Origin of the sequence: Polymorphospora sp. NPDC050346 (genome assembly GCF_040655695.1) — a bacterium.
Taxonomy (GTDB): Bacteria; Actinomycetota; Actinomycetes; order Mycobacteriales; family Micromonosporaceae; genus Polymorphospora; species Polymorphospora lycopeni.
The window spans coordinates 194,954-214,660 of record NZ_JBFAKM010000003.1 but is presented as its reverse complement, the minus strand read 5'-3'; the positions used below and the strand labels follow the sequence as shown (position 1 = coordinate 214,660).

The following is a 19,707-nucleotide window of genomic DNA, read 5'->3' as shown; positions in this document are numbered from 1 at the left end:
CCGCATCCCAGGTCCGGTCACTATTCACGAAATTGATCAAGGGATAGGCCCAATCACGATGCCCGAACCGACGACCATTTCGTGTCCGGTGTCGCGACCCGAGCCACTGACCGGCGGCGGGGTCTGCGGCACCGACCCCGGCCTACGCGCCGACCTGGAAGACCGCAGGATCGGCTATGTCCAGGCGCTCGGCTGCGACCGGCGCGTGGGCGTCGACGATGGCCGCACGCTGATCGGCGCCGGCGAGCTCGCCGAGCGGATCGGGACCGCCGAGTGGCAGGTGCACAGTTGCGGGCGGGGAGCGAAAGGACCCCGCGGCCACCTGTGGACGTGGGTCACCACCGTCACCCCGGCCAATCTGGGCCGTTTGAGGCGGCGATGAAGGCTGGTGGCCAGCGTGGGGCAGAGGCCCAAGTCCCGAGAGCGGCGAGCGCACCGTCACCCATGAACCGGCCGTATCCGGAGAATTCTCACGCCACGGATGGCTGGTTGGTTAGTGGGTGTTGCTGGTGGGCTGAGCCTCAGCGGCTCGATCGGCACCACCGGTGTAGGGCCGGATACGGTGACCCCATGAGCAGACCGACCCGCTGGAGCACCGATACCGGCCCCGACCACTCCCAGTGGTACGTCGACCGGTTCCGTCAACTGGCCGCCGAGGGCGCCGACCTGGGCGGCGAAGCTCGGCTGCTCGACGCCATGGTCGCTCCCGGGTCGCGGATCCTCGACGCGGGCTGTGGCACCGGGCGGGTCGGTGCCACGCTGGCCGCCCGGGGACATACCGTGCTGGGTGTGGACGCTGACCCGGTGCTGATCGATGCGGCTCGCGCCGACCATCCCGGATCGCGCTGGCTGGTCGCCGACCTGGCCACCCTGGACCTGCCGGCGTCCGGGATCACCGAACCGTTCGACGCGGTGGTGGTGGCCGGCAACGTGATGGCCTTTGTCGCGCCGGGCACCGAACGCGACGTGTTGACCAGGATCGCCGCCCACCTGCGGCCGGACGGAATCGTGGTGGTCGGCTTCGGCACCGACCGGGGATACGCGTTGGCCGCTTTCGACGCCGACATCAACGCTTCCGGGCTGTTCCGGGAACACCGCTTCGCGACCTGGGACCTGCGTCCCTGGCATCCGGGGGCGGACTTCGCGGTCACCGTTCTCCGCCGCCCGGTGGAGTGAAACAGGACACCGGGCCGCTGAGCGGCAGCCGCCAACTGTCCGAAGGCGGCAATTCCATAGACCTCTGCCGAGGCTCTGGGGAGCTAGAAGGGTGTCTCCCAGGGGGCCATGCGCATGCGGGTGGGCTGACGCCGGGAGGTCGTCCGGGACCTGGCCGGGCGGATCACGGTGTTTGCGCGGTGAGGTTTCCCCGGGTAGGTCGGGTGACCACGTTCTCCGGTGGTGACCGAACCGTCGATGGCGGCGGGGTCAACCGGGGGCCGTACTTCGACACGGCGGTCCTCGACGGCACGAACGCCGCCAACGGCGACTGGTAATCTGAGCCGATGCTGACGCGACGATCGCCTCGGCTGGCAGCCTTGCTGCTGGTCGGGGCGGTGATCGCACTGAGCGCCTGCGGCTCAGCGGCCGAGCCCGGCACCGATGACGACACCACCGCGCCCCAGGCGCCGAACGCTTCATCGAGCCCTGGGGCGTTGCCGGTCCGGAACGACCTGGTCGACCCACAGGTCGTTCCCTGGCACACCTGGCGAGCCGTCGACGACCGGACGCTCGAGGTTTCCGTGACCGCTGGACCCACCGACTGCTACGGCGCCGAGCCGGAGGTGGCGGAGAGCGAGGCGGCGGTGCGCGTCCGGGTCCGGGTGGGCCTGCTGCCACAAGCGGCCGAAAAGGAGTGCTCGGCGATCGCCCTGGAGTCCGTTGTCCTGGTGCAACTGGCCGCCCCGCTGGGAACCCGCAAGGTCGAGCACCTGACCTGACACCCGGTCTCATTCCCTGCGGGAGTGCCGCTCGTCGGAAACGACACGCGACGTTGTCCGGCTGGCCGCTTGGGCGTGCCCGGGAAGGTGGTCGAGGTTGTCGGCATGCGGCGGCTGGCCAGCGCCTAGCGTCGGGTAGGCGCGTCTGAACGGCTGCCGGATGCCGGCGTCGGGCGCTGGGCAGGCCCGTTAGACGTAGGTGGAGTCGCCGGCGGCGGTGACGACGACATCCGCACGCAGCCGAACGGCGTGAAGGACTCGGTGGAGGAGGCCGCCACGGTGCCCTCGGGGCGGCGGGATGGGCCCGGTCAGCGGCGTTCAGCGGGTTCGGTGTGCGCTGAACCACGGCGCGGCGAAGTCGACAAGGGCGCGAATCGGCAGGAGTTGGGCAGGTGCGTCACCGACGTGGCCGGTGCGGCGGAGTCCACCGCTGACGGCGAACGCATCGACGACATCGACGAATTCCTCGTCTTCGACCCACAGCTCATCCCAGCTCACCCAGGTTCGGCGGCCGTCTCTGATCAGGGCGGCACCGTTGCCGACAAGGCGCTTGCCTGGCCATTGCGCGCGATCCTCCGCCAGGTGCAGTGCGGTGATCTTCGCTGCTGTCGTGCCAAGAAGCAGCACGAACGCGTCCAGGTCGTACAGGGCTTTGAGCGGCGAGCGTTCCCCGACAGGGCTGTCGAGATCATGCGTGGCCGTGATGGCCGCCGCCTGCGGCCCGTTGGCGGATATCGAGCGATGTGGGTGCCCGGATCTCCGTGTGCCCGGCACGGTCCGAAACAGTTCGGCGACCGCACCCATGGTCCGGGTGGGTGTGACCTGCGGCGCGTACACGGGCATGTTGTCACGGATGGCCGGCCACCACGCGGCGGGCTCCAGATTGAGGTAGGCGGGGTCGCACAGCTGCCATGACTGCGTGGGCATCACCAGCGTTCCGGTCGGCCCGACGGCGTCTCGAAGGGCATCGAGCACCGTCTGCTCGCCGCCAATGACCCAGCCGAGGGACTTCAGTGACGTGTGCACCATCACGGCCGTTCCCGCGCTCAGGCCGAGTTCTTGGAGGTCGGCAGCAAGCTGCGTGCGGGTTACAGGGCGCCGTGACTGCATCGGCGTCCCTCCTTCACGATCGCGTGTCGGACGTGCATCAAGGCCGGTAGCCCGTCTTGTCGGCGTCGGTGATCTCGCCCAGCACCCGGGCCGGCGATCCGACGGCGACGACGTTCGCCGGGATGGGGCGGGTGACCACGCTGCCCGAGCCGATGATCGTGTTCGCGCCGATGGCCACACCGTGGATGATCGTAACGCCGCCGCCGATCCAGACGTGATCACGATAGTGACCGGCTTGGCGTAACAGGGTCCGGACGACCGTACGCTCCGCGCCCAGCCGGGCCAGAGCCTCATCTTGCGAAACGATCGTCTACTCGCCACCCACGTCTCGCCCCTTGACCGGGCAGGATCTTGCGACGAGTCCGTGTCTCCAACGGAGCCGAGCGCCGCGACGCGACATCCGGTTCTGCCGCGATTGCACGGCACGGAGAGCGACCACCGGCGAGCCGATGGGCGTCCGGACTTGCCGAAGAGTGGGCACGGCTCTTTCTGGCCTTCTCGGCGGATTCGCCGCAGCCCGGCAGGCACCGTGATGCGTCCTGGGAGTGGTCGATCCACGCGCAACGTGACCCACGACGACGCATGCCCTGGCCTGGCTACTTCACGGAGAGGGCTCGCGCGACTTCCCAAAGCGATCGTAGAGAAACCCTTGCCCTTCAGTGGAAGTGGCCTTAGGTTGCATCGATGATCCTCAGCGAGGAGCCTCGCCCTGACCCACCTCACAATGTAAGCCACGGCGACCTGCGGCCCGAGGATCTGGGTGGCATCGCCTATCTGCGGGGACTTTCGAGACGGGGGTTCATCACAAGCGCCGCGTTGGCGGCATCCGGGGTGTCGGCCGCCTTTGTTCTGCTGCCTGGCTCCGCTCAGGCTGCTGGCAGCTATCAGCGGCCGTGCGGAAACGTCCGGATTTCGAGTTCTTGGCAAGACCACCGGAACCGGACGCCGCCCTCGGGTGAGCCGGGCACCGACTATGCGGTCGGAACCGGTACTCCCGTCAAGGCCGCGGCGAACGGCACGATCCGTTTCGTGAAGACCGACACCTCCACCGCGACCGGACGCGTCGTGGGGATGGCCCATGATGATGGCAATTACACCCGGCACCTGCACCTGTCCAGGATCACCGTCTCAACCGGTCAACGTGTGTCGCGAGGCCAGACGATCGCGTACTCCGGCGCCTCGGCGAACGGCAGTGACTACGGTGTCGGGCCGCATGTGCATACAAGTCTCTGGCTGAATACCGGTAGTCCGACGAACTTCCGCGCGACCGTAGATTTCGAGAACTACGTCGGAGACGTCGCCCACCCGAACCCGCCCGACCAGGAGGTAGATGAAGTGTTCATCGCGAACGTGAAGGGCAACTGGTACCTCATAGTCCCCCAGGGCACCGGTAAGCCGCGGGCAGTGGTCCTCGGTGGCGACAGCAATGCCGCCGCTTCCGGTATCCCCGTCCTGAACTTCAGCTGGGACCCGTCGATCAATGCACTCAGGGCCGCGGTCGACGGCATCGGTTGAGTGGCCTGCCGCGTCACGGCGGCCGGGATCCACGCGGTGCAGGAAACGGCAGCGTTGTAGTGCGTCGCCACCCAGGTCCGTTCGGTGTCGGCGATCTCGTCGTCGACACCGAACGGGTTGAGCAGTTCCTGTCCGCCACCACGGAACTGCCCGATGACGCCGCCTTGGACGCCAGCCTGGTTCGCGACGACGGACGACACACGTGGGACTTCGGCGATCTCGAAACCCTGACCACGGCCGACGACGCCGATCCGACCTGGCTCCGCCTGCGGGCCGCGGTCAACGCATTCCGTCAGACAGGGGAGTAGCCGCTCGAGTCGGTCGTCCTTCAGCCGTCGCGGTCCGGTCGTACCTTCAGGGCCGCCGCGATCCCCGCATGAACTGGTCGACCGCGGTTTTCACGATCCCGTCGAGCAGTTCTGGTGCCACCAGGCTGCCGTTGATGAGCGTGGCGATGCCCTGCAGCGTCGCGAAGAGCACGATTCCCACGTGTTGCGGGTCGCCGGCCTGGAGGACGCCCTCTTCCTGTCCTTGGGCGATCAGGTCGTGCAGCAGCCCGAACGGTGCGGCGGCGGCCGCGACGATCCGGTCGGCTTCCTTGCGGTGCTTGCGGGTGAACATCAGTTCCAGCAGTGCGGCGTCCTCGGTGGCGAACCGCAGGTAGGCCGCCGCTGCGGCGTGCAGGCGCGACCCGAACTCGGGCCCGGTGGCGGTGAGTGTCGCGCGCAGCTCCTGGTCCAACCGGGTGAATCCGACCTCGGCGAGTGCGTCCAGCAGCGACTGACGGTCCGGGAAGTGCCGGCGTGGCGCGGCGTGGCTGACGCCGGCCTCGCGGGCCAGTTCGCGCAGCGAGAGTTGGTCCGCGCCGTGCTGGCGCAAGCTGCGCTCGGCGGCGGCGAGCAACGTCGTACGGAGGTTTCCGTGGTGGTACGGGGACACGACCCCACCCTAACCGAAGGTGTTGCCGTTGACGACATTGTTGCCACCGCATACATTGTTTGCCATGACAACATTCACGGAAGCGCAGATCCCCGCCCTGACCGGCCGCACCATCGTCGTCACCGGTGCGAACAGTGGCATCGGCCGCGCCGCCGCCGGCATGCTCGCCGCGAAGGGGGCTCACGTCGTACTCGCCGTCCGCGACCTTTCCAAGGGCCGCGCCGCCGCCGCGACGATGACCGGCGACGTCGACGTGCGGCGGCTCGACCTCGCCGATCTCGCCTCGGTCCGCGAGTTCGCCGAGAGGTCCGCCGAGCCGATCGACGTGCTCATCAACAACGCGGGTCTGATGATCCCGCCACTGGGCCGTACCGCCGATGGTTTCGAACTTCAGTTCGGCACCAACCACCTCGGGCACTTCGCGCTCACGAATCTCCTCCTGCCGAGGATCCGGGAGCGGGTGGTCACCGTCTCCTCCACCGGGCACCGGACGGGCGCGATCGACCTCGACGACCTCAACTGGAAGCGCAGGCCCTACCGGGCGTTCCCGGCGTACGCGCAGTCGAAGCTGGCGAACCTGCTGTTCACCCTGGAACTGCAGCACCGCCTGACCGAGGCGGGGTCACCGGTGATCGCGACCGCCGCCCATCCCGGCTTGGCGGCCACGAACCTCCTCGGGCACCTCGAGAACGAGCAGTCCCCGCTGCGCAGGCTCCGCACGACTCTCATCGGTCTCCTGGCGCAGAGCGAGGAGGCCGGCGCGCTCCCTGTCGTCTACGCGGCGGTGGCAGACGTCCCGGCCGGCAGTTACGCCGGCCCCGGCGGCTTCCTTCAGGGCCGTGGTGCACCGAAGCTCGTCGGCCGGTCCAGAGCCGCCCGCGACAACGCGGTCGCCCGTCGACTGTGGACGGTGTCGGAGGAGCTGGCCGGCGTCACCTTCCCGCTCACCACCGCGTCCGGTGGGCGCACGGGCAGTCCTCCCGGCCACGGTCGACAGATCCCGTGAAGGATCCGGTAGGCAGACCGGGCGGGAGGACCGACCCGTACGTCCTCGCTGTCAGGCGGCGGTGTGCTGGGCGGCGACGTCGAGGATCCAGGTGATGCCGAAGCGGTCGGTCAGCATTCCGAACGCCGGGGCCCATTGCGCTGTGGCGTAGGCCTCGACCACGGTGGCGCCGTCGACGAGCTTCTCCCAGAGGGGGCCGACCTCTTCGACGGATTCGCCGCGGATGGAGATGAAGAACGGCTGCCCGGTCAGCGTCATGCCGTTCTCCCGCCACGTGGTCGAAGCCGCCGCGCTGCCCGTCGAGGCTTCAGCCTGGCTCGGGACGTCGTAGGCCATGATGCGGAAGCCGTTGTCGGCTTCCACCTGGCCCCAGACGACCTTGTCGGCGTCGGGCAGTCCATTCGGCATGCCGAAGTCGCCGTACGTGATGACCGTCAGCCGGCCGCCGAAGACGGACTGGTAGAACTCCAGCGCCTGTCGGGCGTTGCCGCGGAAGTTGAGGTGTGCGGTAGTGCTGATGCCCATGATGAATCCTGTCGGGGTGTCGCGAATGAGAAGCGGCCGTGGCGGCTTCGCCGGACTGCTTTGACTGCCGGCCCGACCTAGATTTGCAGCAGTAGGTGCCAGGTTGTGTCACCAATGTCCGGCAGACTCGTCTCATGCGGAAAACCTCTGCGCGGCTGCTGGCTCTGCTGTCGCTGCTGCAAACCCGCAGAGACTGGCCCGGCACGGCACTTGCCGACCGCCTGACGTCAGCCTGCGCACCGTACGCCGGGACGTCGACCGGCTCCGCGAACTCGGCTATCCCATCGCCGCCGTCAAGGGGCCCGACGGCGGCTACCGGCTCGGGGCCGGCACCGAACTGCCGCCGCTGCTGTTCGACGACGAGCAGGCCGTCGCCCTCACCATCGCCCTGCAGATCGCGGCCACCACTGCCGGTAGCGGCCTCGCCGAACCCACCGCACGGGCGCTGAACACCATCCGCCAGGTCATGCCCAGCCGGCTACGCCACCGGATCGACGCGCTGCGGATCACCGCCGTCGAGCGACCCACCACCCAACCGGCCGCACCCGTCGACGGCGACGTACTGCTCGCGATCAGCGCCGCCGTCCACGCCCACGAGATCCTGCGCTTCGGCTACGGCACCGACAGCACGGACAAGCCCCCGCGTCGGGTCGAGCCGCACCACGTCATCTTCCGGGACACGCGCTGGTACCTCGTCGCCTGGGACCTCGACCGCCAGGACTGGCGGACCTTCCGCGCCGACCGGATACGTTTACGCACCCCCAACGGACCTCGCTTCAGCCCGCGCGAACTGCCCGGGGGAGACGTGGCCACCTACGTCACGAGCACCTTCCGAGGCTCCAGCGACGCCTCCGGCAACTGGCCCTGCCAAGGCACCGTCATCCTCCACCTGCCCGCGGCAACGGTCGCCCTCCACACACGCGACGGCGTCGTCGAGGAAATCAGCCCAGACCGCTGCAAACTCACCCTCGGCTCCTGGTCCTGGCCCAGCCTTGCCGCCGCCGTCGCGCGCTACGACGCCGACTTCGAAGTCGTCGGCCCCGCCGAACTCGCGCAGGCCTTCACGCAACTGGCCGACCGGTTCACCAGAAGCACAGCCGAACCCGCCCCGTCGGCGGTGTCGATGTCCGCAGATTCTCGCCGTCCGCCGTCAGAACAACAGAGATAGAGGACGACCACCGCGATCGAGGCCAACCCGAAGACAGCCGCCGGTAACACTTCGTACGCGGGGTCACCGGCGCGGAGGTGAGTGACGACCGCTCCGGCCATCATGACCGAGAAACCGATCGCTGCGGCTATCCTGGTGGCGGGGCCGCGACCCCGCCACCGATCAACGCCCCAGGTGGACGTAGGCGGTCCACGCCGTCGGGGCGTCCGGGTAGCGCGCCCGGGCCGCCAGCGCGGCCCGGTGCAGGGCGTCGGCCGCCGCGACCGGGGAGGCGTGGCCGCGCTGGTCGATCAGCGCCGCGTAGACCTCGTCGGTCGTACGGCGGGCCACCGGGTCCTTGACCGCCCACAGGGTGGCGATGACCTGGCCGAATCCGGCGGTGAGAAAGCCTGCCGCCAGGTGCACCGCCTCGTCGGCCAGGTGCGGTCCGGACATCGCCGTCTCGCAGGCCGACAGGAAGGCGAGTTCGCCGCCGTCTGCCCGTAGGCGCACCAGCCGTTCGACGGTGAGGGCGCCGTCGGTGGCCGACGAGAGCAGCAGCCGGCTGTTCGACGGGTCCGCCAGGTCGCTGCGGGCGTGGCAGGCGAAGTGCGCCCAGGCGTGGCCGGGCAGGGCCGCCGCCACCGTCGCCGCGCCCGCCTCGGCTGCGATGAGGTCGGTGTGGTCGGCGCCGAACCGTTCCCGCAGGCGTTGTGCCTCGCGGCGGGCCGCGGGCAGCCCGGAGCGGTCGTCAGTGACCGGTAGCACCAGGCACAGTCGGCGCGGCAGGCTGGTCGTCCGGGTCCGCCGGCTGTGGCCGAGGGACCGGATGGTCGGCGCGAACGACGAGACCACCAGGTCGAGTGCGCAGTGGTTCTCGTCGGTGGCGGCGTGCAGCGGCATGGCGGCGAGCATGCCGGTGGGAACCCACCACACCCGGGGCAGCCGGTCGCCGGCGGCCGGCGCGGTCACGCCGAGCCGGGCGAGCACCGGCCCGACGGTGGTCGCCCACAGCCATCGCAGGATCGCCCGTACCGTCTCCTCGTCGCCGTCGGTGGTCGCGGTGAGCAGCTGCCGGGCGCGGACGGTCACGTCGGCGTGTCGCAGGTCCGGCAGGGGTACGTGGGTGACGCCGTCGGCGCCGACCAACAGCGCGTCGCACCGGTGCCGGCTGACGTTGACGATGACGACCGGGCCTTCGGCCGCCTCGGCCCGTAGATCTGCCGGCCGGGGTGGCAGGGCGAACCGGGCCAGGCCCGGCAGCGCCCGGATGTCGTCCAGGATCTGCGTGAGGCGGTCGATCAGGTGACGCCGGCCGGTGAGAGCCGTCATCAGATCCGTCTGCGGATCAGCGGGTTCGGCCGCTTCCCGGGCGTCCGGGACGGGGTCCGGTACGGGTGGGGCCACCCCGTCCTCGTTCAATGCCGACAGCGTCGCCCGTAGCCGCTCGGCGAGCGTCGGGGCGGTGCGGGCCAGCTCGTCGAATTCGGTGTAGTACGAGGTGACGTGGTTGAGCATGACGCCGCGTCCCAGTTCGGAGAGGACGACCGCGTAGTCGGGATCGCCGGCGTACAGCGCCGCCGCCGTCGCGTCGCGGGCCAACTCCGACACCATTCCGAGCACGAACTCGTGGTCGCGGCGGTCGGCCCGCCAGGTGGCGAACACCGGCAGCAGCGTGACGGCGCGCCGGTACGCCTGGTGGGCCGCCGGCCAGGCGCCGGTGCCGGCCGCCAGGTCACCCCACTCCTGGCCGGCGACGACCCTGCGCAGCGGCGCCTCGGAGTCCAGGTCGACGAGCCGGCGGTAGTCGTCGGTCGCCTGCTCCAGATCGGCGGGGCGGCCGTCGCGGCGCCACCTGGCGACGTGTGCCCGGGCCAGGTTGAGCAGGACGGTGCCGTACCCGTCCCAGTCGGTCGGGAGTTCGGCGGCGGCCTGGGTGGCGTATCCGATCGCGTGGTCGATGTCGCCGACCGCGCTCAGCCGCGACAGGGTGGTGCGGTAGAGCCTGTTGGCGTGGCGGGCGACCCGACCGGCGACGCCGGATCCGGCGGGTGCCGTACATGCCTGTTCCGCCTGTTCGGCCGTGTACTCGGCGCGGGCGAGGTGCAACGCGGCCAGGTTCATCGCCGCGTGTCCGCGCAGCGCCGGTGCGGGGGCGGTGCCCGCCACCCGGGTCAGGATCCTTCTGGCCCGGACCAGGTCGTGGGGGTCGTCGGTCAGCCGCCAGCGGTTCTCCAGGCAGATCGCGTGGTTGAGGGCGACCGTGGCGGCCACCTGGGGCGAGTCGGCCGTTTCGCGGGCGGCCCGTTCGCACAGGGCGACCGCCCGCGTCGCGTCGGCCCGCGACGCCGACCGCCGGGAACGCAGGTCCAGTGCCAGCGCCATGTTGACGAGCAGCATCGGTCGCAGCCCCGCCGGCAGGCGGTTGGTCAGCGCGTCACCGAGTGCGGCGGCCCGGTCCAGTTCGGACAGCCGGCCGGTCCGGTGGTAGTGGCGCAGGGCGAGGGTGACCAGGTGGCTGGCGGTGATCGCGCTGTCGGCGCGGGCGGGCGTCATGGCCCGCACCGCCCGGGCGGCGAGGTCGAGTGCCCCGGCGATCGCGGTTTCGCGCTCGGCGGGGTCGGCCGACTGCAGCCGGGCCAGGCCGACGTTGGCGAGCACGGCCGCCACCTGGTCGGGGTCGGCGTCGTCGGGGAGCGTGTCCGGCATCGTGTACGGGTCGGGGACCTCGGCGGCCGGGTGGGCGGGCGCACCGGTCAGTTCGGCGCGGACCCGCAGACCCATCGCGTACGCCGACGCGGCGACGGCCCGGACCGGATCGTCGGGGTCGCCGACGCGCAGCGCCTCCTCGAGCAGCGCGAGCCCTTCGGTCAGGGTGGTCGGGTCGCCGTTCAGGGACGCCTGGACGGTCAGGGCCTGGCCGAGGTTGGCGGCTCGGGCGGCGCGGTCGTGGACCGTTTCGGCGGCGCACGTCACGGCGCGGCGCAGGTGGACGACGCCCTCCTCGAGCAGGTTCTGCCGGCCGGTGCGGTATGCCTTGGTGGCCAGCATGGAACCGAGGTTGGACAGCACCGTGCCATGGGCGGTCCCGCCGCTGCCGCCGGCGTCGACCAGCGCCTCGGCCCGGCGTACGGTCTCGATCGCGGCGTCGAGGTCGGCGTCGGACCCGGTCGCCTGGAACCGTTCGCGCAGGTCCATGCCCTCGTCGTTGAGGGCGAGGCCGTGCGTGAACGGGTCGGTGGAGTCCGGCGGGGTCATGCCGCCCCCCGACGCCGCCTGCGCCGCAGCAGGTCGGTGACCGTCGCGGCCGCCCAGACGACCGCGAAGGCCACCACGGGCGGTGTCATGGTCGCCGCGGGTCCCGCGCCGGGCGCGGCGGCGACGGTCACCGTCCAGGCGGCGCCGGCGCAGGCGGCGGCCAGCGCCACATGCGCGTAGCGGGTGATCCGGGCCCGGTGGGCCGGTACGGCGGGGCGCAACGCCAGCAGCGGCAGGTAGAGCGCGGCGGCGCCGGCGGTGATCACCAGCCCGGACTTGGCGGCGTTCGGCAGCGGTACGTCGTAGGCCACCGCCTGAGCTGTCGTCAGCAGCACGACCAGTGCCCCGACCACGGCCGCCTGGGCCAGGGAGATCCGTTCGCGCCGGTCCTGCCAGCGCTGCGCCAGGGCGTGTTCGATGAGCGGGGTGAGGGTGCTGATCCGCTCCCGGGCGGCGTCGAGGTATTCGCCGTCGTCGTCGAGCCGGTGGGTGAACCACTCGGTCAGGGCGTGGTCGTCGCGGAACGGTCCCGGCCCGGCCGGGTCCGGGGACACCTCCGGTCGGATCGCCCGGTCGCGGTTGGCGGCGGCGATCTGGACGGTCCGCCGTACCCGGCGCAGGTCGGACGCGGCAGTGACCAGGCGGGCCTCGGTGGACCGCAGGCGGGCCAGGTGCCGGGTCCAGGTGAGTACGGTCTCCTCGGTCGTGGTCACCGCCACCGGGTCGTCGTCGAGGGTGGGCGTCAACCGGTCGAGCAGCGTGTCGGCCTCGTCCCGGGCGGCCCGCAGTTCGTCCGCGTGGGACCACATCCGTAGCTGGTGGCGGATCGTCGCCATGGACATGAGGTAGCGGGTCAACGGCGCCGGCACCGGTGGGCCGCTGGTCCAGGTCCAGTCGCTGAGCCGTACGGCGTGACCGGCCGGGGCGACGGCGAACAGCCGGCGCATCTGCCGCTGGTCGTCGCGGGTGGGCTCCTCCCACACCCGGAATCCGCTGCGGGTCACCGCGGCCCGCGGTGTCGGCGGCCACTGTCCGGCGGCCAGGAACAGGCGCGCCTCGCCGATCGTCGGGGCGGCGACGGGAGCGCCGTCGACGAGGCGTTCCCAGAGGCGCTCCGACACCTCCCATCCGGTGGGTGCGTCCGGGGCGAGGACGACCGACAGGCAGAGCAGGTCGTGTTCCCGGTACAGCAGGGCCTGGTGCACTCCGGGGCCCGGGCCGGTGCACGCGGCGACGGGTCGGCTGCCGGCCGGCAGGTCCTCGAGGGCGGCCGGGGGTGCGGCGGGCAGGGCAGCCACTGCCTGGTTCATGCCCGCCATCTCGGCGCAGCGCCGCCAGACGTGGTGCACCCACGGCAGTGCCGTGTGCCGGTCAGGACCGGTCACGGGCAGAAAGACATGCACGACCAGCTCCACATCGGTCGGTTCCGGTCGGGACGCCGTTCGGGCCGGTGGACCAGCAGGGCCGCCGCGGCGCGGCACCGAAGCGGTGCGGGAACTCGAGGATCCGGTCACGGACGTCCTCCGGCGGTGGCGTGAGCTCAAGGGATCCTTCCTCACCGAGTCGGTTGGCGCGATCGGGGCCGACGAGTTCCAGCGTGGCCTCGGCCCGCTCGGCCGTCGTCCGGTCGCCGGCGCGTATGGCGTCGGCGAGCAGGTCGACGGTGTCGCCGGCCCGGTGCCAGGCGTCGGCCGGCAGCCGCCAGTCCGACATGTCGCACAGCAGACCGTCCAGTTCCGTACGGTCCGGCAGCCCCTGGTCAGTCACGCCACCCACCGGCCGGTACGGCGGGGTCGGGTTCCGGACCGTCCACGGGGGAGTGTGGCGCGGCCCGGTACCCTCCGGACGTCGAGCGGGTCCGGGGGTGCGTGACCGGGCATTTCGATAGGGGAAACACACCAGAAAGCGAACACGGAGGTCTGCTTCCGGTGAAATGGCACTCCTGCTTCCGACGTGCTTCCGATTCGCTTCTGGTGAAGGTGGCGGCCGGCCGGAGCCGAGGGTGAGCCGGGTCCGGATCGGGCTGCTGGGACCGACCGTCGTCGAGGTGGACGGGCAGGCCGTCAAGCTCACCCCGACGACGATCGCCGTACTGGCGCGACTGGTGATCGCCAACGGCGACCTGGTGACCGTCGACGAGATCTTCCGGGACGTCTGGCCGACGCAGGCCCGCACGGTGCGGCGCGAGGACCGGATCAGCGTCCAGAAGCGGATCCTCGAACTGCGCCGGGCCCTGGAACCGGACCGCGACGGCGCCGAGTCGCTGCTGATCCCCACCGACCGGGGCGCGGCCACCTCGGCGTACCGGCTCACCGTCGGGCGCGACCACGTCGACCTGCACCGGTTCGGTGACCTGCTCGCGCGGGCACAGCAGACCGACGCGGCGACGGCCGTGGAACTGCTCACCGAGGCCGTGGCGTTGTGGCGGGGCCGCCCGCTGTTCCACGTCGAGGAGTACGCGTTCGCACGGGCGACGATCGCACGGCTACGCCCCATGCACGCCGCCGCCTGCCGTGCCCTGGTCGAGGCGTACCAGCAGCTCGGACTCCTCGACGAGGCGTTGCGGGTCGGTGCGGTGCTGCACTCCGAACACCCCGACGACCCGGGCCTGGCCGCCATGCTGGTGGAGCTGCGCGGCCGGTCGCGTACGCGGGCGGGCACCCTGCGGCGGGACCTGGCCGCACTCGGCACCGCCGTGGTGGTCGCCGGCGGCGACCTGTTCGCCCAGGAGGGTGCCCACCTGGCCGTCGGCTTCAGCGATACCTTCGACACCGACATCACGCAGGACGTCGTGATCAGCCGCACCAGTCTCCAGGGACAGGTGCTCGACCGCCTCTACGGGGGCGACCGCACCCGCCTGGACCGGGACCTGCGTAACGCCCTGCGCACCGTCGACCCGGTCACCGTGGAGTCGCGCGCCGACAAGCGGCGCGGGAAACTCGCCCGCTACCCGGTCGGCACGGTGGCGGTGCTGCGGGGATCGAGCCGCCAGGTCTTCGCCGTGGCGTACAGCGTCATGGGCAACGACCTCGTGGCACGGTCCTCCCTCGACCGCCTACGGCACAGCCTGGACAACCTCTGGGAGGCGGTCGACCTGCACGGGCGCCGGGAGCCGGTGGCGGTGCCCGTGATGGGCGCGGGGCTGGCCCGGGTCGACCGGATCGAGCCCGCGACACTGATCGCCACGATCGTCGAGTCGTTCGTACGACGGTCACGAAACCGGCCGGTGAGCCGGGAACTGCGCGTCGTCGTCCGACCGGAGGACCTCCAACGGACCGCTATGCTGGACGTCGCATCGTTCCTCAAAGGATTGGCCTGACCTCGAAGGATCGGCCTGACCTCGAAAAGTCGGACTGACCTCGAAGGATCGGGCTGAAAGGACGGCCGGGTGCAGAACCAACTCCCGCCACAACCGGCCGCCGGTCCGGAAGCATCCGAACCCGACGCGGTCCGGGACGCGCGGGACATCCTGGCCGACCTGATCGAGTGGCACCTTCCCGGCCAGCGCTGGTCGACGGTCGAGGAACTGCTGACCGATGCGGAAGCCGCCATCGCCGCCCGGGACCTCGCCGCACTCGCGCACGCGGTCGCCGCGCTGGAGTTGGCCGGCCCGGACCGCATCCAGCGCGTCTCCGCCCCACCGGACCGCTCCGTGCCGCAGACCGTGCGGGAACGGGTGGGCCGCACCGTCGACGCCATGACCGCCGCCTACCCGCCGGCCGGACCGGCACCGGCGAAGCCGTCGAGGCGGTGACCGGGCCGCACGCGGAGCCGGCGGTGGCCGAACCCCGCCTGGTCGACCAGCAGATGGTCGTCCACGTCTTCGCACCCGCCGCCGGCCCCCACGCCACCGCGGCGTACGGCGCGCTGCGTGACCTGTGGGACGCCTGCCGCCACCTGTTCCGGTTGGACGACGAGATCCCCGGCCTCGACGCGCCGGCACGCCTACCCGAAACCGCCGCCGACCTGCCTGCCCCGGCCGGCACCGGACCCGAGTGGATCCTCGCCGGCCAGGAGCGCGCCGACGCGGACTACCAGGCCGTACTGCGCCGCCACCACGACCTGCTCAACCTGTCGTTGGCGCTGGCCCCCGGACCGCCGCCGACCGACGCCGCGCCCGCCCACTGGCCGCGGTGGCACGACCTGGACCGGCAGTGGACCGCCCTGGCCGTCGGTCGGACCGCCCCGCTGCTGGGTGTGGTCCGCATCTATCTCGCCGGGGTGACCGGCCTGTCCGACGCCGGTCCGGCCGGGATCCCGTCCGCCGGGCGGGCAGCGGTGGGCCGCGCCCTGGCGGGGCAGTTGCCCGGCCCGGCGCCCCGGTGGGCCGAACCCGCCCAGCTCGGGGACTCCGCGCTGCTCTGGGAGCTGCCGTACTCCGACGACGCCCGGTGGGAACGGCGACTGCTGCTGGCCGCCCCGACGCACGACGACGCCACGGTGAGCGCGTGGGTGTGGTCCGACGGCAGCGCGGCCATCCCGCCACTGGCCCGCTACCTGCTCCACACGGCGAAGGCCCGCTTCCAGCTGCGGGTGCTGCGCCGGGACAACCCGTCGGACGACCTGCGCGACCGCGTGGACGCGCTGGCCGCCGACGTCCGCGCCGGCGACACCTCCGCGGCCGTGATCGGGGCACTGACCGCCGTACAGCGGGACGCGAACCTGTCGGTCGAAGACCTGCGGGCCATGCGCCACACCGTCGGCGTGGCGAAGCACAACATGGCGGCCGCGTGGGGGAGGACCCCGCCCGCCGTCCAGGGACTTTTCGCCGACGACCAGGACATGATCGACTGGCTGCTCACCCACCTCGACGACGAACGTGAACACCTGGAGACGACGGCGGCCCGGGCCCGCCACCTGACCGGGGACCGACCCGTCGACCCGCCAGCGGACCCGCCGTCGCCGGGCGTCGACCGGCCACCGGCCACCGGCGCGCCGGCCGACGACGTCGCCCGCAGCGTGTTCGTCGTCCACGGCCGCGACGCCGCGGTCCGCGACGGCATCTTCACCCTGCTGCGCGCCCTGGACCTCAAACCGCTGGAGTGGGAGACCCTCGTCTCGGGCACCGGCATGGCCACCCCGTTCCTCGGCGACGTCGTGGCCCACGCGGTGACCCGCGCGCGGGCGGCCGTGGTGGTGCTGACCCCCGACGACGTGGTCGGACTGCACCCCAGCCTGCGCCTGGACACCGACGAACCCCACGAGTGGGCGACCGGCATGCAGGCCCGCCCCAACGTACTGCTGGAACTCGGCATGGCGCTGGCCGCCTATCCCGACCGGACCGTCATCGTCAAGGCGGGCTCCCACCGTCCCGTGGCCGACCTGGACGGGCGCAACTTCCTCCAGCTGCGGGACAGCGCCGACTTCCGGCGTAAGCTCGCCCACCGGCTGCGGCTCGCCGGCTGCGCCGTCGACGACCACGGGCAGGACTGGCTGGCCGCGGGCGACTTCGCCGACCTCGACGCCTACCGCCGCGCACCCTGAGCCGGTCCTGCCCGCGTAGTCGGGTGGCCGGTACCGGCCGTCACCCGGGCGGCAGCTCCCGACGGCCGTTGAAGATGCTGTCCTCGAACGCGAGCAGCGTCCCCCCGATCGCCTTGATGAAGGCGTAGTTGAGGCCACCCCCCACCGCCGCACCCACGAACGGGATCACCTTGCCCGCGACGCGTGCGGTGAGCTTCTTCAGGATCACCTGGGCGACGACCCGCACCACCTGCTGCAGGCCCATGACGCCGACCTCGACCCCGAGGGACAGGCCGACGATCTTCATGAACTCCGGGAAGGACACGGCGTACCGGCCGGTCCGGTGGTAGATCACCGCCAGCGTGACCCGGAACTGCTGCGCGACGGTGTTGGCGACGTCGGCGGGAACACCGACCACGAACGTGATCGGTCCGCCGACCCCGGCCACGGCACCGCTTCCGGCCGCCAGCAGCGCGCAGTAGTTGATGTAGCCGTCGATCCCCATCGAATCGACCTTTTCTTTGATCTTGAAGCCGTCGAGGTTCTTGTGCACGAACTCGAAGGAATTGCTGAGCTGACTCCACTTCCCGTCGGACATGGCCCCTCCTCGCGCAGCAGGCGATCAGTGCGTCCACTGCACCGCGACGGGTGCTTCCCGAGAAAGGCCCGACCCGCTGCCGATGTGCTTCCGATCCGCTCCGCTGGCCCGCCGTATCGAATGGTGGATCTGGCTGTCATGGCAACCGGATCCGTCATCCGACCATGCCGCCGAGTAGGGGTTGGTATCGCGTGTGCCGCCGCTTCGGCACGCTGGGGTCGAGAATGGTGGGGTGGGTGAGGAGCAACGGGGTGTGGTGCTCTACGGGTACGGGGTTGACGCCGTCGCGGAGGCGTTGCGGGAGCGTGATCGGCGGTACGTACTGGTCGATCGTGTAGCGCCGGAGTCAGGGCAGGTGCCGGTGCTGCGTTGCCCACACGGAGCGGAGGCCGACGCCGCGCGGGAGGCGGCGCCCGGGGTCGCCTGGTTGGTGGTTGAGCTATACCGGCCCGGGGTTGATGTCGAACGCGCCCGTGGCCCTCTGCTACTGCTGAACGCCTCCAAGGTCGACCCTGGAATGGCCGCGCGGGCGATTGACCAGCCTGACCTCAAGATCTGGTACGAGGTAGTCAATCCCATTCGCTCCACCACGGTGGACGGCGGGCCGGCAGCGGATGACTACAGCAACGTCGCGATCATCGTGCCGGACGGACATCGGATGGTGGCGCACGCGGTCAGGGCCGGAGGGGCAGTGCCGCAGTGCCTGCCAGGCGGTGCGGATCAGGTGTTGCCGTCGCATGACCTGTGGGCGCTGGCGCGGTTGGGAACGACCGAGGTGTGCCGGGCCTGCACGGCCCGACACGGGTGACGAGGACGAGCCGTACCGGGCCACCCGCGGCCGCCGCCGCCCAGCCGCGGCTGGCGTCGCCGAGCGGCACGGCGACCCCGGTTGCGAGCGTGGCTGCGAGCAGGTGTCGGCGGGTCAGTGTGATGGTCATCGGTCCTCCTGGGTGTCGGCGGTCTCGACCCGCGCGATGAGCTGCTTCAGCCGCCCGATCTCGTCGGCAAGCGCGGTGTTGCCGGCGGCGGTGAGCCTGATCCAGGTACGGCCGCGCCGGCCGGCGTAGCCCTTCTCGACCTCGATCAGGCCGGCCGCTTCGAGCACGCTCAGATGCTTGGAGAGGTTCCCGGCGGTCAGCTCCAGTTGGGTGCGCAGGTAGCCGAACTCGACCCGGCGCGCCTCGTGCGCGATGGTGAGAATCCCGAGCCGCACCCGCTGGTGCACTACCTCGTCCAGCCCGGTGACCGGGTGGGCGAATGGCTCGTGCGGGTCCGGGGTCCCGGCCGCCGCGGTCACCGGTGCCGCCGGCGGGCCACCGCGAAGCCGACCGCGCCCAGCAGCAGCACGACGCCGTTGACGATTTGCTGCGGCAGGAACTCTCCCAGGATTCCCGCGTATCCCCAATTGGGGTGCCAGAAGAAGGTGATCGGAACCAACACCAGCACCAGGTATCCGAGGGTGAACACCAGCAGTGCGACGTTGCGCTCCAGCCGGGCCAGCACCAGCAGCGCGACCCCGATCGTGCCGGCCGGTGCGACCAGACGGTCCAGCAGCATCACCCAGTCCGGGAGCGGGTCGGTCGGAGCCGGGTGGTCGGCCAGGTACAGGCGCACCAGCAGCCACGCGGCGGTGAACAGGACAGTCAGGGCGACGCCGGTGAGCGCGTACGGCAACACCCGGGCGCCCAGCCCCCGTGCCCGGGTCACCCGCACCGCGTACACGGCGATCGCCGCGTACGCCAGCAGCAGTGCCGGCGGCCAATAGAACATCGCGCCCTCCCGCCGGATGTGGCACATGGAGCTGCCGTCCACGTTGCTGATCCACGCGCCAGCGGACCCGCAGTCGGCGTAGAGGGAGTACCAGTCGATCGGGATCGCCGCGAACGTCACCGCGGCCAGCACCAGCAGCGCGACCCAGGTCACCCGCTGGTCAAGCCGCACCCGGTGGGCGAGGGTGCGCACGTCCGACAACAGCCGGCGGGGATCACCGCCGGCGGGTAACGAATCAGTGGTCATGCCAATAGGTTTCCACAGCAAACCTATTTCCGCTAGTACTAGCTTCGACGGCTACCGCACCACGCCCACAGCGGCAGCGGCCCGCGTGTGCCTCGGCTCCGCGCGAGTGCGCGACACTTCGGTCATCGCACACCGACACCTGGATCAAGATCAGACATCCGCTCGTACCTGATCGAGAGATCGGCTGGCGCCG

The 19,707-nt window shown here is 71.2% G+C and carries 21 protein-coding genes and 1 pseudogene; 11 read left to right on the top strand and 11 right to left on the bottom strand.

The features are described from left to right. Positions 1 to 58 precede the first annotated feature (58 nt). The 3 genes from AB0I42_RS05325 to AB0I42_RS05315 all read left to right on the top strand — a co-directional run bounded on the left by AB0I42_RS05325 (position 59) and on the right by AB0I42_RS05315 (position 1,937). Positions 59 to 382 carry a hypothetical protein gene (locus AB0I42_RS05325; protein WP_357534393.1) on the top strand — a complete coding sequence of 108 codons (324 nt, stop codon included), beginning with the start codon at positions 59 to 61 and terminating at the stop codon, positions 380 to 382. Positions 383 to 570: 188 nt separating this feature from the next. Continuing rightward, positions 571 to 1,176: a class I SAM-dependent methyltransferase gene (locus AB0I42_RS05320; protein ID WP_357534391.1), complete on the top strand. Its 606-nt coding sequence runs from the start codon at positions 571 to 573 to the stop codon at positions 1,174 to 1,176. Positions 1,177 to 1,502: 326 nt separating this feature from the next. Further along, positions 1,503 to 1,937 carry a hypothetical protein gene (locus AB0I42_RS05315; protein ID WP_357534390.1) on the top strand — a complete coding sequence of 145 codons (435 nt, stop codon included), beginning with the start codon at positions 1,503 to 1,505 and terminating at the stop codon, positions 1,935 to 1,937. Between the two features lie 318 nt (positions 1,938 to 2,255). On the opposite strand, the gene AB0I42_RS05310 is transcribed toward AB0I42_RS05315, so the two are convergent. Both AB0I42_RS05310 and AB0I42_RS05305 read right to left on the bottom strand, forming a co-directional pair. After that, positions 2,256 to 3,047 (bottom strand): AAC(3) family N-acetyltransferase, encoded by a 792-nt coding sequence (locus tag AB0I42_RS05310; protein ID WP_357534388.1) that lies wholly within the window; start codon positions 3,045 to 3,047, stop codon positions 2,256 to 2,258. 37 nt (positions 3,048 to 3,084) lie between these two features. After that, the gene (locus AB0I42_RS05305) at positions 3,085 to 3,225 is read right to left on the bottom strand and encodes a hypothetical protein (protein ID WP_357534386.1); all 141 of its coding nucleotides are present in this window, start codon (positions 3,223 to 3,225) and stop codon (positions 3,085 to 3,087) included. Positions 3,226 to 3,731: 506 nt separating this feature from the next. On the opposite strand from AB0I42_RS05305, the gene AB0I42_RS05300 reads away from it, so the two are divergent. Continuing rightward, complete coding sequence (locus tag AB0I42_RS05300; RefSeq protein WP_357534384.1) at positions 3,732 to 4,562, top strand: M23 family metallopeptidase; 831 nt, start codon at positions 3,732 to 3,734, stop codon at positions 4,560 to 4,562. Beyond that, complete coding sequence (locus tag AB0I42_RS05295) at positions 4,559 to 4,870, top strand: hypothetical protein (RefSeq protein WP_357534383.1); 312 nt, start codon at positions 4,559 to 4,561, stop codon at positions 4,868 to 4,870. Before AB0I42_RS05300 ends, AB0I42_RS05295 begins: the two co-directional genes overlap by 4 nt. Before the next feature lie 46 nt (positions 4,871 to 4,916). Here AB0I42_RS05295 and AB0I42_RS05290 read toward each other — a convergent pair whose 3' ends face one another. Next, complete coding sequence (locus AB0I42_RS05290; protein WP_357534382.1) at positions 4,917 to 5,501, bottom strand: TetR/AcrR family transcriptional regulator; 585 nt, start codon at positions 5,499 to 5,501, stop codon at positions 4,917 to 4,919. Positions 5,502 to 5,565: 64 nt separating this feature from the next. Between AB0I42_RS05290 and AB0I42_RS05285 the strand changes: the two genes are divergently transcribed. Further along, positions 5,566 to 6,507, top strand: a complete 942-nt coding sequence (locus AB0I42_RS05285; RefSeq protein WP_357534381.1) for an oxidoreductase — start codon at positions 5,566 to 5,568, stop codon at positions 6,505 to 6,507. Between the two features lie 51 nt (positions 6,508 to 6,558). On the opposite strand, the gene AB0I42_RS05280 is transcribed toward AB0I42_RS05285, so the two are convergent. Continuing rightward, on the bottom strand, positions 6,559 to 7,032 hold the full coding sequence (locus AB0I42_RS05280; RefSeq protein ID WP_357534380.1) for a VOC family protein: 474 nt from the start codon (positions 7,030 to 7,032) through the stop codon (positions 6,559 to 6,561). 103 nt (positions 7,033 to 7,135) lie between these two features. Here AB0I42_RS05280 and AB0I42_RS05275 point away from each other — a divergent pair, with 103 nt between their 5' ends. Then, entirely contained in the window at positions 7,136 to 8,200 is a 1,065-nt protein-coding gene (locus AB0I42_RS05275) for a WYL domain-containing protein (RefSeq protein WP_357534378.1), read from the top strand. 29 nt (positions 8,201 to 8,229) lie between these two features. On the opposite strand, the pseudogene AB0I42_RS05270 reads toward AB0I42_RS05275, so the two are convergent. The 4 genes and pseudogenes from AB0I42_RS05270 to AB0I42_RS05255 all read right to left on the bottom strand — a co-directional run. Next, positions 8,230 to 8,334, bottom strand: a pseudogene (locus AB0I42_RS05270) (DoxX family protein); the annotation flags it as partial. 28 nt (positions 8,335 to 8,362) lie between these two features. Next, positions 8,363 to 11,437 (bottom strand): CHAT domain-containing protein, encoded by a 3,075-nt coding sequence (locus tag AB0I42_RS05265; RefSeq protein ID WP_357534376.1) that lies wholly within the window; start codon positions 11,435 to 11,437, stop codon positions 8,363 to 8,365. Continuing rightward, on the bottom strand, positions 11,434 to 12,822 hold the full coding sequence (locus AB0I42_RS05260; protein ID WP_357534374.1) for a CATRA conflict system CASPASE/TPR repeat-associated protein: 1,389 nt from the start codon (positions 12,820 to 12,822) through the stop codon (positions 11,434 to 11,436). The genes AB0I42_RS05265 and AB0I42_RS05260 overlap by 4 nt, the downstream gene beginning before the upstream one ends. After that, positions 12,809 to 13,204 carry a CATRA system-associated protein gene (locus AB0I42_RS05255; protein ID WP_357534372.1) on the bottom strand — a complete coding sequence of 132 codons (396 nt, stop codon included), beginning with the start codon at positions 13,202 to 13,204 and terminating at the stop codon, positions 12,809 to 12,811. The genes AB0I42_RS05260 and AB0I42_RS05255 overlap by 14 nt, the downstream gene beginning before the upstream one ends. A gap of 235 nt (positions 13,205 to 13,439) precedes the next feature. Here AB0I42_RS05255 and AB0I42_RS05250 point away from each other — a divergent pair, with 235 nt between their 5' ends. The 3 genes from AB0I42_RS05250 to AB0I42_RS05240 all read left to right on the top strand — a co-directional run bounded on the left by AB0I42_RS05250 (position 13,440) and on the right by AB0I42_RS05240 (position 16,921). Next, positions 13,440 to 14,756, top strand: coding sequence for a macro domain-containing protein (locus AB0I42_RS05250; protein WP_357534370.1), 1,317 nt, complete (start codon positions 13,440 to 13,442; stop codon positions 14,754 to 14,756). A 69-nt stretch (positions 14,757 to 14,825) separates the two neighbouring features. After that, positions 14,826 to 15,191 carry a CATRA system-associated protein gene (locus AB0I42_RS05245; protein ID WP_357534368.1) on the top strand — a complete coding sequence of 122 codons (366 nt, stop codon included), beginning with the start codon at positions 14,826 to 14,828 and terminating at the stop codon, positions 15,189 to 15,191. A gap of 23 nt (positions 15,192 to 15,214) precedes the next feature. Then, a complete protein-coding gene (locus AB0I42_RS05240) occupies positions 15,215 to 16,921 on the top strand; it encodes a CATRA conflict system CASPASE/TPR repeat-associated protein (RefSeq protein WP_357534366.1) in 1,707 nt (568 codons plus the stop codon). Positions 16,922 to 16,961: 40 nt separating this feature from the next. Here the strand turns inward: AB0I42_RS05240 and AB0I42_RS05235 are convergent, their stop codons facing one another. After that, positions 16,962 to 17,498 (bottom strand): hypothetical protein, encoded by a 537-nt coding sequence (locus tag AB0I42_RS05235; protein WP_357534364.1) that lies wholly within the window; start codon positions 17,496 to 17,498, stop codon positions 16,962 to 16,964. Positions 17,499 to 17,730: 232 nt separating this feature from the next. On the opposite strand from AB0I42_RS05235, the gene AB0I42_RS05230 reads away from it, so the two are divergent. After that, positions 17,731 to 18,306 (top strand): hypothetical protein, encoded by a 576-nt coding sequence (locus tag AB0I42_RS05230; protein WP_357534363.1) that lies wholly within the window; start codon positions 17,731 to 17,733, stop codon positions 18,304 to 18,306. Between the two features lie 126 nt (positions 18,307 to 18,432). On the opposite strand, the gene AB0I42_RS05225 is transcribed toward AB0I42_RS05230, so the two are convergent. Both AB0I42_RS05225 and AB0I42_RS05220 read right to left on the bottom strand, forming a co-directional pair. Next, positions 18,433 to 18,795, bottom strand: coding sequence for a transcriptional regulator (locus tag AB0I42_RS05225; RefSeq protein WP_357534362.1), 363 nt, complete (start codon positions 18,793 to 18,795; stop codon positions 18,433 to 18,435). Next, a complete protein-coding gene (locus tag AB0I42_RS05220) occupies positions 18,792 to 19,514 on the bottom strand; it encodes a hypothetical protein (RefSeq protein WP_357534360.1) in 723 nt (240 codons plus the stop codon). Before AB0I42_RS05220 ends, AB0I42_RS05225 begins: the two co-directional genes overlap by 4 nt. Positions 19,515 to 19,707 lie beyond the last annotated feature (193 nt).

What these genes read in the sequence shown, in the direction of transcription:
- AB0I42_RS05325 (WP_357534393.1), top strand. Translation starts at nt 59, where the DNA reads ATGCCCGAACCGACGACCATTTCGTGTCCGGTGTCGCGACCCGAGCCA.
- AB0I42_RS05320 (WP_357534391.1), top strand. Translation starts at nt 571, where the DNA reads ATGAGCAGACCGACCCGCTGGAGCACCGATACCGGCCCCGACCACTCC.
- AB0I42_RS05315 (WP_357534390.1), top strand. Translation starts at nt 1,503, where the DNA reads ATGCTGACGCGACGATCGCCTCGGCTGGCAGCCTTGCTGCTGGTCGGG.
- AB0I42_RS05310 (WP_357534388.1), bottom strand. Translation starts at nt 3,047, where the DNA reads ATGCAGTCACGGCGCCCTGTAACCCGCACGCAGCTTGCTGCCGACCTC.
- AB0I42_RS05300 (WP_357534384.1), top strand. Translation starts at nt 3,732, where the DNA reads ATGATCCTCAGCGAGGAGCCTCGCCCTGACCCACCTCACAATGTAAGC.
- AB0I42_RS05285 (WP_357534381.1), top strand. Translation starts at nt 5,566, where the DNA reads ATGACAACATTCACGGAAGCGCAGATCCCCGCCCTGACCGGCCGCACC.
- AB0I42_RS05280 (WP_357534380.1), bottom strand. Translation starts at nt 7,032, where the DNA reads ATGGGCATCAGCACTACCGCACACCTCAACTTCCGCGGCAACGCCCGA.
- AB0I42_RS05265 (WP_357534376.1), bottom strand. Translation starts at nt 11,437, where the DNA reads ATGACCCCGCCGGACTCCACCGACCCGTTCACGCACGGCCTCGCCCTC.
- AB0I42_RS05235 (WP_357534364.1), bottom strand. Translation starts at nt 17,498, where the DNA reads ATGTCCGACGGGAAGTGGAGTCAGCTCAGCAATTCCTTCGAGTTCGTG.
- AB0I42_RS05220 (WP_357534360.1), bottom strand. Translation starts at nt 19,514, where the DNA reads ATGACCACTGATTCGTTACCCGCCGGCGGTGATCCCCGCCGGCTGTTG.